This is a genomic window from Marinobacter sp., assembly GCF_014859525.1.
In the GTDB taxonomy this organism is placed as follows: domain Bacteria; phylum Pseudomonadota; class Gammaproteobacteria; order Pseudomonadales; family Oleiphilaceae; genus Marinobacter.
The window spans coordinates 1-14407 of sequence record NZ_JACUUB010000069.1 but is presented as its reverse complement, the minus strand read 5'-3'; the positions used below and the strand labels follow the sequence as shown (position 1 = coordinate 14407).

Annotated in this window: 11 protein-coding genes and 1 tRNA gene; 6 read left to right on the top strand and 6 right to left on the bottom strand. The window is 56.3% G+C overall.

The features are described 5' to 3' along the window. The 5 genes from IBX51_RS12240 to IBX51_RS12220 all read right to left on the bottom strand — a co-directional run. Positions 1-541, bottom strand: a 541-nt coding sequence (locus IBX51_RS12240) for a cob(I)yrinic acid a,c-diamide adenosyltransferase (RefSeq protein ID WP_291831549.1), incomplete at its 3' end; no start/stop codon positions are given. A 24-nt stretch (positions 542-565) separates the two neighbouring features. Beyond that, positions 566-1450 (bottom strand): 2-dehydropantoate 2-reductase, encoded by an 885-nt coding sequence (locus IBX51_RS12235; RefSeq protein ID WP_291831548.1) that lies wholly within the window; start codon positions 1448-1450, stop codon positions 566-568. Positions 1451-1453: 3 nt separating this feature from the next. Next, positions 1454-4306, bottom strand: a complete 2853-nt coding sequence (locus IBX51_RS12230; protein ID WP_291831547.1) for a valine--tRNA ligase — start codon at positions 4304-4306, stop codon at positions 1454-1456. A 334-nt stretch (positions 4307-4640) separates the two neighbouring features. Further along, positions 4641-5153, bottom strand: a complete 513-nt coding sequence (locus IBX51_RS12225; protein ID WP_291831546.1) for a DNA polymerase III subunit chi — start codon at positions 5151-5153, stop codon at positions 4641-4643. After that, positions 5143-6633, bottom strand: coding sequence for a leucyl aminopeptidase (locus IBX51_RS12220; protein ID WP_291831545.1), 1491 nt, complete (start codon positions 6631-6633; stop codon positions 5143-5145). The genes IBX51_RS12225 and IBX51_RS12220 overlap by 11 nt, the downstream gene beginning before the upstream one ends. Before the next feature lie 227 nt (positions 6634-6860). Here IBX51_RS12220 and lptF point away from each other — a divergent pair, with 227 nt between their 5' ends. Continuing rightward, complete coding sequence (gene lptF / locus IBX51_RS12215; RefSeq protein ID WP_291831544.1) at positions 6861-7964, top strand: LPS export ABC transporter permease LptF; 1104 nt, start codon at positions 6861-6863, stop codon at positions 7962-7964. Further along, positions 7957-9018 (top strand): LPS export ABC transporter permease LptG, encoded by a 1062-nt coding sequence (lptG, locus tag IBX51_RS12210; RefSeq protein ID WP_291831543.1) that lies wholly within the window; start codon positions 7957-7959, stop codon positions 9016-9018. Before lptF ends, lptG begins: the two co-directional genes overlap by 8 nt. Positions 9019-9036: 18 nt before the next feature. On the opposite strand, the gene IBX51_RS12205 is transcribed toward lptG, so the two are convergent. After that, complete coding sequence (locus IBX51_RS12205; RefSeq protein ID WP_291831542.1) at positions 9037-9588, bottom strand: RDD family protein; 552 nt, start codon at positions 9586-9588, stop codon at positions 9037-9039. 141 nt (positions 9589-9729) lie between these two features. Here IBX51_RS12205 and alaS point away from each other — a divergent pair, with 141 nt between their 5' ends. The 4 genes from alaS to IBX51_RS12185 all read left to right on the top strand — a co-directional run bounded on the left by alaS (position 9730) and on the right by IBX51_RS12185 (position 14291). After that, positions 9730-12360, top strand: coding sequence for an alanine--tRNA ligase (alaS, locus tag IBX51_RS12200; RefSeq protein WP_291831541.1), 2631 nt, complete (start codon positions 9730-9732; stop codon positions 12358-12360). A gap of 107 nt (positions 12361-12467) precedes the next feature. Further along, the gene (locus tag IBX51_RS12195) at positions 12468-13706 is read left to right on the top strand and encodes an aspartate kinase (RefSeq protein ID WP_291831540.1); all 1239 of its coding nucleotides are present in this window, start codon (positions 12468-12470) and stop codon (positions 13704-13706) included. A gap of 171 nt (positions 13707-13877) precedes the next feature. Then, a complete protein-coding gene (gene csrA / locus IBX51_RS12190) occupies positions 13878-14075 on the top strand; it encodes a carbon storage regulator CsrA (RefSeq protein WP_044385012.1) in 198 nt (65 codons plus the stop codon). 126 nt (positions 14076-14201) lie between these two features. Then, positions 14202-14291: transfer RNA gene (locus IBX51_RS12185), tRNA-Ser, on the top strand. Positions 14292-14407 lie beyond the last annotated feature (116 nt).

Below are 14407 nucleotides of genomic sequence, written 5' to 3'. Positions count from 1 at the left end.
TTTGTTCCCAGAGAATCTCCTGGCTGCCATCACGACGGGCGAGAACCCGGGCAATCACGAACAGGAGGTCTGAAAGCCGGTTAAGGTAGTGACGAGATGAGGTATTGATGGAATCCTCATGCCCCAGAGCGACCACAACCCGCTCAGCGCGACGGCAGACTGCTCGCGCCATGTGGCACTGCGCTGCGGCCATACAGCCGCCCGGAAGAATGAAGTTTTTCAGGGCTGGAAGGTCTGCATTGTGCTCATCCAGGGTTTGCTCCAGCCAGCTGATGTGGTCGTCGCCGATGACTTTGCTTCCGGGAATGGCAAACTCACCGCCGAGATCAAACAAGTGGTGTTGTATCCGGCGGAATGTCTCAATCAGGCTGTCACCAGCCGGGAGGGTTTCGATTAGAACACCAATGTGACAGTTGAGTTCATCCGTCATGCCCATGGCTTCGACGCGCTGGGCATTTTTGGCGATACGGTTGCCGTCTGCCAGGCCGGTAGAGCCGTCGTCACCTGTTCGGGTGTAGATCTTGGATAGGCGGTTGCCCATGAATTGCACTCCCGTTGAAAATAGTCATTTGAGATGTTGTACACGTTCGGTGAGCATTTGGTTCACCTGGGTGTCTACTCCGTGCTGCTGGCCAAGGCGAACCAGATAACCGTTGATAAAGTCGATCTCGGTGTCGCGCCCTGCCAGCACGTCGGCGAGCATGGATGAAGTGTTGGCCGCAGTTTTGCGAGCGACGTTTTCAATTCTGGCACGCAAGGTGTCTGGCGTTTGTTCAGGCTGCCCTGCCGAGTTCAGCAGTTGACTGATCTCCTGGCAGAGCGGATCAATCCATTGCTGAAAAAAAGTGTGTTCCAGAAGTTGGCCATTTTGGCAGTTTAGAATGGCAGTGAACGCATTGATACCCGCGTTGATGACCAGCTTTTGCCATAGTCTGCTCAGGATGTCGGATTCGGTATGAACGTTCAGTCCACTTTGTACCAACCATCGCACCACCTCGGCCAGGTGGGCTTCACCGGATGCGTTCATGGCGCCGATCCAGGTTTCACCCTCGCCGGCATGAACGGTGAGATCGGCTTCTGGTCGATTGGCGCCCTCGGTAGTGGTCGCGGCAAGAATCGGGTGGTCTGGCCAGGCCTCGGTTGCGTGTTGCTGGCTACCCAGACCGTTCTGGAAGAGCACCACCGGTGTGTTTGTTGGAATGAGAGGCAGGTTGGCGTTCAGCGCGGTTAGTGTATCGCCGGCTTTGGTGGTCACCAGCAAAAGGCTTGGAGTCTGGCGGGATTGGAGCCATGGAACGGTAACCGGTCGTGTGACACCTCGAATAGGGCAAAACCGGAAGTGGACGGGCTCAGTGGCTTGGCCCGGGCGGGGCACGAACGCTACCTGCCCGGCGGGTAGCGTTGCGGCCCAGAGCCGGCCCAGGGAGCCGGCACCCAGAATCGCGATCATGCCTTACATGGCCTCGATTTCAGCCCGCTGTGCACTCAGGCGTTGCAGGCTGCCCTGGGCATCCTGCAGCTTGTCTTTCTCTTTTTCGACCACGTCGGCAGGCGCTTTAGCCGTGAACTTCTCATTGTTCAGTTTGCCTTCTACCCGATCGATTTCCTTCTGCAGGCGGTCTAGCTCTTTGTCGAGGCGCTTGAGCTCGGCGTCTTTGTCGATCAGGCCAGCCATGGGCACCAGCACTTCCATCTCGCCCACCAGTTGGGTGGCGCTCATGGGGGCCTTGTCGCCTTCAAACCATTCCAGTTTTTCCAGCTTGGCGAGCGACATCAGGAACTGACGGTTGGCATTCAGGCGGCGCTCATCGTCGCTGTTGCCGCCTTTGAGCAGCACAGGCACCTGCTTGCCTGGTGAGATATTCATCTCGCCCCGGATGTTACGCACGGCTACGATTACGCCTTTGAGCCATTCGATATCGTCGGCCACGGCGGCATCCTGCATGCTCTCATCCGGCTGCGGGAAGGGCTGGAGCATGATGCTGTCGCCGCTCTTGCCGGCCAGGGGCGCAACGCGCTGCCAGATTTCTTCGGTTATGTACGGCATCATCGGGTGCGCCAGGCGCAATACCGCTTCCAGTACCCGCACCAGTGTGCGTCGGGTGCCGCGCTTGGCTTCAGCGCTGGCGGCCTCGTCACTCAGGGCCGGCTTGGACAGCTCCAGGTACCAGTCGCAGTATTCGTTCCAGATGAACTCATACAGGGCGTAGGCGGCCAGATCGAAGCGGTACTGTTCCAGGTGGCGAATCACTTCCTGTTCGCAGTGCTGCAGCTCGCTGATGATCCAGCGGTCGGCCAGAGACAGCGTTACCGGCTCGTCGTTGACGCCACAATCTTCGCCTTCGGTGTTCATCAGCACATAGCGGGCCGCGTTCCACAGTTTGTTGCAGAAGTTGCGGTAGCCTTCCAGGCGCTTCATGTCCCAGTTGATGTCGCGGCCGGTGGTGGCCATGGCCGCCAGGGTAAAGCGCAGGGCGTCGGTACCGTGGGCAGCGATGCCTTCAGGGAATTCCTTCTGGGTACGCTTGCCGATTTTCTCGGCCAGTTTCGGCTGCATCAGGTTGCCGGTGCGTTTTTCCAGAAGATCGTCCAGGGCAATGCCGTCGATCATGTCCAGCGGATCAATGACGTTGCCCTTGGACTTGGACATCTTGTCGCCGTGCTCGTCGCGGATCAGGCCGGTCACATACACCGTTTTGAAGGGTACTTGCGGAGTGCCGTCTTCATTCTTCATGAAGTGCATGGTCATCATGATCATCCGGGCTACCCAGAAGAAGATGATGTCAAAACCGGTGACCAGCACATCGGTGGGGTGGAAGTTCTTCAGGCGTTCGGTGATTTCCGGCCAGCCGAGGGTGCCGAAAGTCCATAGTGCAGAGCTGAACCAGGTGTCCAGTACGTCGTCGTCCTGCCTGAGCTCCAGATCGGCGGCAAGATTGTGTTTCTGGCGCACTTCGTCTTCGTTGCGGCCAACGTAGATGTTGCCTTCGGCGTCGTACCAGGCCGGAATACGGTGACCCCACCAGAGCTGGCGAGAGATGCACCAGTCCTGGATGTCGCGCATCCAGGAGAAGTACATGTTCTCGTACTGTTTGGGCACAAACTGGATGCGGCCGTCTTCTACGGCTTCGATGGCTGGTTTGGCCAGGGTTTTGGCGTCGGCGAACCATTGATCGGTGAGCATGGGTTCGATGATCAGGCCAGAACGGTCACCCCGGGGCACGCTCAGCACGTGGTCTTCGACCTGCTGTACCAGGCCGGCGGCTTCCATGTCGGCCACAATCTGTTTGCGCCCGGCTTCGCGGGTCAAGCCTGCATAGGCGGCGGGCAGGGAAGCGTCGATCTCCGTGTTTTCGGTGCCGTCAGAGTTGAACACTTCGGCGGTGGCCCGGATGTTGGCGTCTTGTGTCAGCACGTTGATCATGGGCAGCTGGTTGCGTTTGCCCACGGCATAGTCGTTAAAATCGTGGGCCGGGGTGATCTTCACGCAGCCGGAGCCTTTTTCCGGATCGGCGTGGTGGTCGGCCACGATCGGGATTCGGCGGTTAGCCAGTGGCAGTAGCACGTGTTTACCAATCAGGTGCTGATAGCGTTCGTCTTCCGGGTGGACAGCGACGGCGGTGTCGCCAAGCAGGGTTTCCGGGCGAGTAGTGGCCACCACGACATAGTCTTTGCCGTCTTTGGTTTTGGCGCCGTCAGCAAGCGGGTAACGCAGGTGCCAGAAATACCCTTTCTCTTCTTTATTTTCCACTTCCAGGTCAGAAATGGCGGTGTGCAGTTTTGGGTCCCAGTTCACCAGTCGCTTGCCACGGTACACCAGGCCGTCTTCGTACAGGCGGATAAACACTTCCTGTACGGCTTTGTAGAAGCCTTCGTCCATGGTGAAGCGTTCGTTGTCCCAGTCTACGGAGTTTCCCAGGCGGCGCATCTGGCGGGTGATGGTGCCGCCGGAGTGGTCTTTCCAATCCCAGATGCGTTTGATGAATTCTTCCCGGCCCAGATCGTGGCGGGTTTTGTCTTCTTCGGCGGCCAGTTTGCGTTCGACGACCATCTGAGTAGCGATGCCGGCATGATCGGTGCCGACGGTCCACAGGGTGTTACGGCCCTGCATGCGCTTGTAGCGAGTGAGGGTGTCCATGATGGTGTGCTGGAACGCATGGCCCATGTGCAGGCTGCCGGTGACGTTGGGCGGCGGGATGGCGATGCTGTAGGCGTCGCCTTCGCCGCTGGGGCGGAAATAGCCTTTGGATTCCCAGTTTTCGTACCACTGGCGCTCGATGTTTTCTGGCTGGTAGGTTTTTTCCATGGGATTTTGCAGTGACCGTTTTGGTTGATTCACAAAGGGATTTTCTGGATGCGCCGATTATACATGGTCGCTGTTGATGCGGCGAACCTTCGACGCTCGACGGTGCTTCGGTTTCGGTTTCGGTAGCCTGCGAGGTTGGTGCTTTGTGGGGTTGAGGGTCGGCTTTCCAAAAAACGCTCCTGACGGCACGTCCATGTGGCGCTTCGCTCCGGCCATCCATGGCCTACGAGATTTTTGGAAAGCCTACCCTCAACCCCACAGATCTGGTTTTGTGTTGCCCGCCGGTGAGTTTTTTGTCCGTGTAAGTCGGTGAGTGTCCGTGGCTAATAAAAAATTAACGCTTTCGCATGTCGTGTACACGCGCTTCAATCCCCATCGCCCTCAGTTGCTTGTAGTGCCCCCGAGCCTGGTTCAACACGGCGGGATCGTTGTGAGCGACCAGCGCCAGTCGGCCATACTGGTCGGCGTCGTCGGGCAGCGTTGAGGACAGGACGATAACGGTATCCCAGTCTACAGCGGCCGGCGGGTAGAGGAGGATGCCGACGGGGTCGTGGCAGGGGGTGGTTGGGTCTTGGGCGATGCTGTGGGGGATGAAGGCATCGGGGGTGAAGTTCCACAACAGGTCGTCGAGTTCTTTGGCGTGATCTTCGGTGTCGCAGACGATGCACACGCGGTCGCCCTGCTGCCAGGCTTTGTCCACGAGTTTGGCGGCGTGGAGGTTGCGGGCGGCTGGGGTGTTTTGGGTGAGGATATGGAACCAATAGCGCTGGTTCTGGTCTTCCCGCCCTGAGGGGGCGGCAGCTGGGCTGCCGGCCTCCGGGGTAGGGACTGGTTGGTTATCCTGCATGGGACATCAGGTAGTCGACCAGCAGCGGGACTGGTCGGCCGGTAGAGCCCTTGGCTTTGCCGGAGTTCCAGGCGGTGCCGGCGATGTCCAGGTGGGCCCAGCGGTAGTCTTTCGCGAACCGGCTCAGGAAGCAGGCGGCAGTGACTGAGCCTGCGGGCCGCCCGCCGATGTTTTGCATGTCGGCAAAGTTGCTGTCCAGCTGGCTCTGGTAATCATCCCAAAGAGGCAAGGGCCATACGCGATCACCGGAGCGTTCACCGGCCTGACGGATGTCGTTGGCCAGAGCGTCATCGTTACTGAACAGGGCGCTGGCGTGATGGCCCAGAGCGATAATGCAGGCGCCGGTGAGGGTTGCCAGATCGATGACCGTTTCGGGGTCGAACTTTTTCACATAGGTGAGGGCGTCACACAGCACCAGTCGTCCTTCGGCATCGGTGTTAAGGATTTCGACGGTCTGGCCACTCAGGGTTTTGATGATGTCGCCTGGGCGTGTGGCGCCACCATCCGGCATGTTTTCGGCTGCGGCGATCACTGCCACTACGTTGATTTTAGGCTTTGTTTCGGCCAGGACTTTCATGGTCCCGAATACGCTGGCAGAGCCGCCCATGTCGTATTTCATTTCGTCCATGCCTTCGCCGGGCTTGAGGCTGATGCCGCCCGTGTCGAAGGTGATGCCTTTGCCGACCAGGACATAGGGCTTGTCTTTGGTTTTGCCGCCACGGTATTCCATCACGATCAGGCGCGGAGGCTGCTTGGAGCCCTTGCCGACCGCCAAGATGGTATTCATGCCGAGTTTTTCCATCTGCTTTTCATCAAGCACTTCGGTTTTGATGCAGTCGTATTCTTTGGCTATGGCCTGGGCGTGTTCTGCCAGCCAGATTGGGTGGCAGACGTTTGGCGGCGTGTTGCCAAGATCTCTGGTGAAATTCATGCCGCGGCCAGTGGCCAGGCCGAGGTTTAGGGCATCCTTCAGAGCCTTTCCGGAGCCGGAGGCCTGTACGACTACTTTCTTGAGCTTGCGGGCAGTGGGTTTTTCGCTCTTGAAGTCTGTGAAGGTGTAGAGCTGTTCTTCCAAAGTGCGACCGATCAGGTTCAGGCGAGCTTCTTCCGAGCTGATCGCGTCTTCGCCCTGCAAGTGGGTGTCTGCCAGACTAACCAGTACGCTTTTGGAGGGGCCGTCTTTCAGGGTGTTCATCATGGCAGCCAGGGCTTTACGGAAATTTGCGGGTGTGCGGTCAGCGTCTTTGCCGACGCCGACCACCACCAAACGCTGCCACGGCTGGTCCACCAGAGGGATGGTGTTAACCAAAGCATTCTTACCGTTCAGGTCTCCGGCTTTCTCGAGCTGCTTGATCAGTCCTCCCAGTGCTTCGTCCGTTGCTTTGGTGGTTTCAGGCCACTCGCCTTTTTCTGGCAGGCCGATGACAAGACAGTCGGCTTTGGTGGCGGTGATGGCTTTGCTACTGAGGCTGAAATTCATGGCAACTCCGGTTGTCAGATTGGGCTTTGTTGATTTCGATAGGCATTGATTGGCCAATACCGTTAAGGATTGGGGCAAAGCCCCGATTAATCAAGCAATAGGTTCATATCGTTACGATGGTTTTATCGTATCAGGCTTGTGCTGTCATTCAGCGTCAAGGTTACATAGAATACGCGCAGCTAATGTTGTTCACTATCTCCTGTTACGGCACTGCCTGAGAGACTGATTTGAGTATTGTTTTCCGTTACCTCATTCGCCAGATCATGGTCAGCATGATTGCTGTTTCCGGCATTCTTCTGCTGGTTTTTATGAGTGGGCGCTTTATTAAATATCTGGGGAGCGCGGCTGAAGGTGAGATTGCGGCTGGCGTGCTGTTCTCCATCATGGCGTACCGGTTTCCGGGGTTTTTGGAATTGATTCTTCCTCTGGGGCTGTTTATCGGCATCCTGCTGGCCTATGGCCGCATGTATCTCGAGAGTGAAATGACCGTGTTACTCGCCTGCGGTCTAAGCGAAAAGCAGCTGCTGGCAAAGACCCTGGTGGGCTCTTTGCCCGTCATGTTGGTGGTCGCCAGCATGAGCCTGTTTGTGTCGCCTTGGGGGATGAAGCAGGTTGAGGAGATTTTCAATGAGGCGCGCAAGGCAACCGAATTTGAAATGCTGGCGCCAGGCCGGTTTCAGGATTTCACTTCCGGCAGCCGGGTAACGTATACGGAGGCGTTGAGCGAAGATAAACGCCAGTTGCAGGGCGTGTTTATTGCTGAATACGATCGTAACGGGCAGGGGGTAACCCTGATTACGGCAGAATCCGGGTCCCAATTGATTGACCCCGAAACTGGCAGTCGCTTTCTGATACTAGAGCAAGGTGGCCGCTATCAGGGGCTTCCGGGCAATCTCGATTATAACGTTACCCGGTTTGAAGCCTACGGCCTCAAAATACAGAGCGGTGAGGCTGGCAGTCGAGAACTCGACGAGGGCGTAAGCACGCTATCGCTCTGGAACTCCAACGACCCGGAGGAGCGGGCCTTGCTGCACTGGCGTATTTCACTGCCATTGATAGTACCAATCGTGACGTTGCTTGCGGTTCGCCTGAGCCGGGTCAATCCGCGCCAAGGGCGCTTCTTTCATTTGTTACCCGCTATGCTGGTTTACATCACCTATTTGGGATTGCTGATCGTGGCGCGCGATGCACTTGCAGACGGCAAGGTACCCGAGTGGTTGGGCATGCTCTGGGTGCATGCCATTTTCCTGAGCCTTGGGCTCTGGCTGCAATTTGGCTCTGCCTGGCTTTATCGCCGCCGTCTCGAGAAGGAGGCGCGCGCCCATGCGTAAAATTGACGGTTATGTGATGCGCACGGTCGGCGGCGCGATGTTCCTGGTTATGGTTGTGGTGTTGTCGCTGGATCTTATCTTTGCCTTTATTGCCGAGCTGGACGACACCCGCAACGATTACCAGACCCTGCAGGCGCTCTGGTATGTGTTTCTGACCCTGCCACGGCGAATTTACGATTACCTTCCTCTGGGCGCTTTTATGGGTTGCCTGGTGGGGCTGGGTGCCCTGGCAAGCTCTTCGGAATTGACTGTTATCCGGGCGGCAGGTGTTTCCATTAAACGCATTGTTTGGTCGGCGATGAAGCCGGCGTTGGTGGTGGTGGTGCTAGGGGTTGTTATTGGTGAGTACGTTGCACCGACCACCGAACGCATTGCTCAAAGCGAAAAGGCCGTAGCGCTCGGGGCCAGCCAGAATGTTGCTTCCGCCCATGGTGTCTGGCACCGGGAGGGTAATACGTTCATGCACCTGAATGCGGTTCAGCCTAACGGGGTACTGCACGGTGTGTCGTTGTTTCGTTTTGGTGATGATCGCAATCTGGAAGTGTCGAGCTTTGCCGAGCGTGCAATTTTTCAAGGCGATCACTGGCTGCTTGAGAAGGTGGTGTCGACCCGTATTGAAGAAGAGCGCACCTTGCGAAACGAGCACTCGGCGTTGCGTTGGGAAACCGGGTTGTCGCCAGAGGTACTCAGTGTCCTGATCGTTAAGCCAGAGAATCTTTCGATGACGGGCCTGTATACCTACGCGACCTATCTGGGTGAGCAAGGCCTGACGGCCGCTCGGTATTGGCTGGCATTTTGGAAGAAAGCCCTGATGCCGCTGGGTACCGCCGTGATGGTCTTGGTTGCCATCTCATTTATCTTTGGCCCGCTGCGCTCGGTCACCATGGGTTTCCGGGTGTTTACCGGTTTGCTGGTCGGGTTGTTGTTCAAGTATATGCAGGATTTGCTTGGGCCAATGAGCATGGTTTACGGGTTTAACCCGCTGCTTGCGGTGCTGGCACCTATTGTTGTCAATGCCGTTGTAGGTGCCGTGCTGATGCGGCGAGCCGGCTGACGTGCCGGCTCGCCGCCATTAACTGCTCGCAGGCTTGTTTTTTTCAGGTTTTGGTACGTCTACCACCACACTGTTCGACAGCCGATCGGTCAGCGACAGGCCGTTAATCGGGTAGAACAGAGCGATGATGGCCGGCATCGTCAGTATCAGAGTCAGCGAGCCAAGAGCGTAGGCTGCCAGGATGGTCAGGAATACCACCACCGCAGCTGTGCCGTATCTGAACAGGGCCTGAGTCCAGCTGACGGACGAGCCATCCAGATTCTCGATGCGTATCCGCCACACCTGCATGCCAAGAGTCTGGCCGATACGCGTCCAGAAGTAGGCGAAAAACAGGTAAAGAATCAGAAACAGGGTGAAGGTCAGCCCCGGATCGCCGGAAAGCTCGCCGGCTTCGGCCATCTGTTCATACTGGTCCCAGCCGGTGATGTAACCGGCGACCACAGTGTAGGCCCAGGTGGCTACCAAAAGTACCGCAATACTGATTAAACCGTCGTAGATAATGGCCAGCGCGCGTTTGAGTGCGGTGGCTGGCGGCAACAATTCCTCGGCGTTATGAAAGCGTCGGGGCATGGGGTCTCCTGTGAGGTTTCACGTTTTTCCTGTTCTCGGCGTGTGCTAGAGTAGCGGATTTGCACACGCATGTAAGTATTCGTATTTCAATCGCGGACCCTTCGACTAAACGACGGGTTTCTGGAAAGGTATCAAAGGGCTATGAAAACCGCTGAGTTGCGACAGGCATTTCTCGATTATTTCAAACAGCAAGGTCACACCATTGTTCCGAGTAGTTCGCTGGTGCCCGCGGACGACCCCACATTGTTGTTTACGAATGCGGGAATGAACCAGTTCAAAGACCTGTTCCTTGGCAGGGAAGAGCGCGACTACACCCGGGCGACGTCAACCCAGAAGTGTGTTCGGGCTGGTGGCAAACATAACGACCTGGAAAATGTCGGTTACACCGCGCGTCATCACACCTTCTTCGAAATGCTGGGTAACTTCAGCTTTGGTGATTACTTCAAGCGTGAGGCGATCAACTTTGCCTGGACCTTTCTGGCCGGTGAACAGTGGTTGAATTTACCTACCGAGAAATTGTGGGTCACCGTTTACGCTGAAGACGACGAAGCCTTCGATATCTGGAACAGGGAAATCGGCGTTCCCGCTGATCGCATCATTCGTATTGGCGACAATAAAGGTGACCGCTACGCCTCGGATAACTTCTGGCAGATGGGTGATACCGGCCCTTGTGGTCCTTGCACGGAAATCTTCTTCGATCATGGCCCGGACGTGGCCGGTGGTCCTCCCGGAAGCCCGGAAGAAGATGGTGATCGCTACATCGAAATCTGGAACGTGGTGTTCATGCAATACAACCGCACTGCCGACGGCGAGATGCTGAACCTGCCGAAGCCTTCTGTTGATACCGGCATGGGCCTTGAGCGTATTGCTGCGGTTTTGCAGGGCGTTCACAGCAACTACGAGATCGACCTGTTCCAGGACCTGTTGAAAGCGGCCTCTGACATTCTGGGTGGCGCAGCGACGACCGAAGCCTCGCTGCGTGTGGTGGCAGACCATATTCGCTCCTGCGCTTTCCTGATTGCTGATGGCGTGATGCCGTCTAATGAGGGCCGTGGTTTTGTTCTGCGCCGGATCATTCGACGGGCTGCCCGCCACGGTAACAAGCTGGGCGCCACCGGGCCGTTTTTCCACAAGCTGACCGGCGCTCTGGTCGAACTGATGGGCGACGCTTTCCCGCAACTGGTCAGCAGCCGCAAACAGATCGAAAAAGTGTTGTTGCAAGAAGAAGAACAGTTTGTGAAAACTCTGGATAAGGGGCTGCGCCTGCTGGAGCAAGACATTGCCGAGCTGGAAGGCTCAGAAATTCCCGGTGAAACTGTCTTTGCGCTGTATGACACCTACGGTTTTCCGGTAGATCTGACCAACGACATTGCCCGTGAGCGTGGCCTGACATTGGACTACGAGGGCTATGAGAAGGCGATGGAAGCCCAGCGTGAGCGTGCCCGCGCGGCCAGCAAATTTGGTATTGATTACAACGCTGCCGGTATCACCATTGACGGCAAAACCGAGTTCACCGGTTACGATCACATTGATGGTCATGAGCGTATCCGTGCGGTTCTGGTCAACGGCGAAGAGCGTAATGCCGAGGCGGGCGACGAGTGCGTGGTGGTGCTGGAACGCACGCCGTTTTATGCCGAATCCGGCGGTCAGGTTGGTGATACCGGCTTGCTGACCTGGAGCGGTGGCCGCTTCAAGGTTACGGATACCCGTAAAGAAGGGGATAACCACCTGCACGTGGGTACCCTGGTGGAAGGAGAGTTGTTCTCGGGTCTGGAGGTCGATGCCCGTATCGATCACGCCCGCCGTGAACGCACCAAGCGCAACCACTCGGCGACGCACCTGCTGCACGCTGCCTTACGCAACGTTTTGGGTGAGCATGTAACCCAGAAGGGCTCATTGGTTGATCCGGACAAGTTGCGTTTCGATTTTTCTCATTTTGAGGCTGTGACGACAGGGCAGCTCAAAGAAATTGAGCGTCAGGTGAATGAACAGATTCTTGAGAACACACCGGTCCAGATCGACGTTACCGATATGGAGACCGCCAAAGAGAAAGGCGCGATGGCTCTGTTTGGCGAAAAGTACGGTGATGTGGTGCGGGTGCTAAGCATGGGCGTTGAGCGCTATTCGGTAGAGCTGTGTGGCGGCACACATGTGTCGCGCACCGGCGACATTGGCATGATGCGCATCACTTCCGAAAGTGGTATTTCATCCGGCGTTCGTCGTATTGAGGCGGTGACCGGTTTTGGCGCCCTCGAGTGGGTAGATGAAACCGAACGCACGCTGCGTGATACCGCCAAACTGGTCAGAGCCACCCGTGAGACGGTAGTTGATAAGGTACAACAGGCGCTGGATCGTAATCGTCAGCTGGAAAAAGAAATGGACGCCTTGAAGGCCAGGTTGGCGAGTTCTGCCGGCAGTGACCTTGCTGGTTCTGCCGTTGATGTGGCAGGCCTGAAGGTGGTGGCTGCAGCGCTTGAGGGGGTGGATCGAAAGGCCTTGATGGAAACCGCAGACCAGCTCAAGAACAAACTGGGTGAAGGTGTGGTTGTTCTGGCCACCGTAGACGAGGGCAAGGTGACCCTGGTTGCCGGTGTCACCAAGTCAGCCACCGGCAAAGTGAAAGCCGGTGATTTGATGAAACACCTGTGTGCCCAGGTTGACGGTAAGGGCGGCGGCCGACCGGACATGGCCCAGGGAGGCGGCAATGATCCCTCGAAGCTGGCAGACGCTTTAGCGGACGTGCCGGCCTGGGTTGAGCAAAATATCAGTTAATCAACTGTTTTCGAGGGTGGGCAAGGGTTTATAATCCCGCCCGCTTTATTTGATGAGCGGGGCCAAACGGCTCCGCTTTGAATCCCCGGCTCGGAGTTTGGCAAAACATGGCTCTGTTGGTTCAGAAGTTTGGTGGTACTTCCGTCGGCACAACCGAACGGATTGAAGCGGTGGCTGACAAAGTGTGTCAGTTCCGCAAAGACGGGCACGATATTGTGGTGGTCGTTTCGGCGATGAGTGGCGAAACCAACCGCCTGATTGGCCTGGCCAGCGATATTATGGAAGAGCCCACGCCGCGGGAAATGGACGTGCTGGTTTCTACCGGCGAGCAGGTCACCATTGCCCTGTTATCCATGGCCCTGCAAAAACGCGGTTGTGACGCCCGCTCCTACACGGGAGCCCAAGTCAGGATTCTGACCGACAGCAGTCATACCAAAGCGCGCATCAGGCAGATCGATGAGCAGCGGATGCGGCAAGATCTGGATGCTGGCCGTGTGGTGGTGGTTGCCGGTTTTCAGGGCATTGATGAGATCGGTAATATCACCACGCTTGGGCGTGGCGGTTCTGACACCACCGCTGTGGCTTTAGCTGCGGCGCTGAAGGCGGATGAGTGCCAGATCTACACCGATGTGGACGGCGTTTACACCACGGACCCGCGGGTGGTGGATAGTGCGCGCAGGCTTGATCGCATCACCTTTGAAGAAATGCTCGAAATGGCCAGTCTGGGTTCGAAAGTTCTTCAGATCCGTGCCGTTGAATTTGCAGGTAAATACAACGTTCCGTTAAGGGTGCTTTCCAGCTTTCAGGAAGGCGAAGGTACCCTGATCACTTTTGAGGATGAGACCGCCATGGAACAACCGGTTGTTTCCGGCATTGCGTTTAATCGTGACGAAGCCAAACTGACCATTTCCGGTGTGCCTGATACCCCGGGAAGCGCTTTGCAGATTCTTAAGCCGATCAGCGATGCTAACATTGAAGTCGACATGATTGTGCAGAACGTTGGCGAGGACAATAAAACAGCCTTCACCTTTACCGTTCATCGCAATGACTTCAAGCGTGCTCAGGATGTATTGCGTGGCATCACCAGTGAGCTTGATGCGGGTGAAGTAGGCGGTGACAGCAAGATCGCCAAAGTCAGCATTGTTGGTGTGGGTATGCGTTCGCACGCTGGCGTTGCAACTAAAATGTTTGAGGCGCTGTCAAAAGAAGGTATTAATATTCAGATGATCTCCACATCCGAAATCAAGATTTCGGTGGTGATCGATGAAAAGTATCTCGAGCTGGCCGTTCGGGCGCTGCACAGTGCGTTTGAGCTGGACAAGCCAGGGGTGGACGAAGGCGCCTAAGAGCATGGAGCTCGGAAGCCCATCTTCCTGGGGTCATTGGTTATAGCTATCACGGCGCGGCCAGACATAAGTATTATTGCGTCTTCAGTGTGGTTAGTGATCCCTTTATAAAAGCAAGAAGTAAACACTACTGTTGTCGGAACAGGTAGTTCAGAAAAGGGAGTAAGGGATATGTTGATCTTGACTCGCCGTGTTGGCGAAACTCTGATGATCGGTGACGAAGTAACGGTCACCGTTCTGGGAGTAAAGGGGAACCAGGTTCGCATTGGTGTTAACGCACCGAAAGATGTGGCCGTTCACCGTGAAGAAATTTATCAGCGAATTCAGTCCGAAAAAGGCTCGGAAGAGCCAGAGCCGGGCAACAGCTGATCAATTGAAAAGCCGCTCATGGGAAACCCGGGCGGCTTTTTTCGTTATGGGCTGATTCGGTCAGAAAAATCTCGTGTCAAGCCTATGAAAACAGAAAAATTATGGTAGTATACGCCCCGTTCTCAAGGAGAGGTGGGTGAGTGGCTGAAACCAGTTCCCTGCTAAGGAACCGTACGAGCAATCGTACCGAGGGTTCGAATCCCTCCCTCTCCGCCATTTTCTGTTTTGGAAAATAGAGAGCAGGTTGAAGTAGCATTCAACCATTGCGAATGAATGTGCGGCTGTAGCTCAGCTGGATAGAGTACCTGGCTACGAACCAGGCGGTCGGAGGT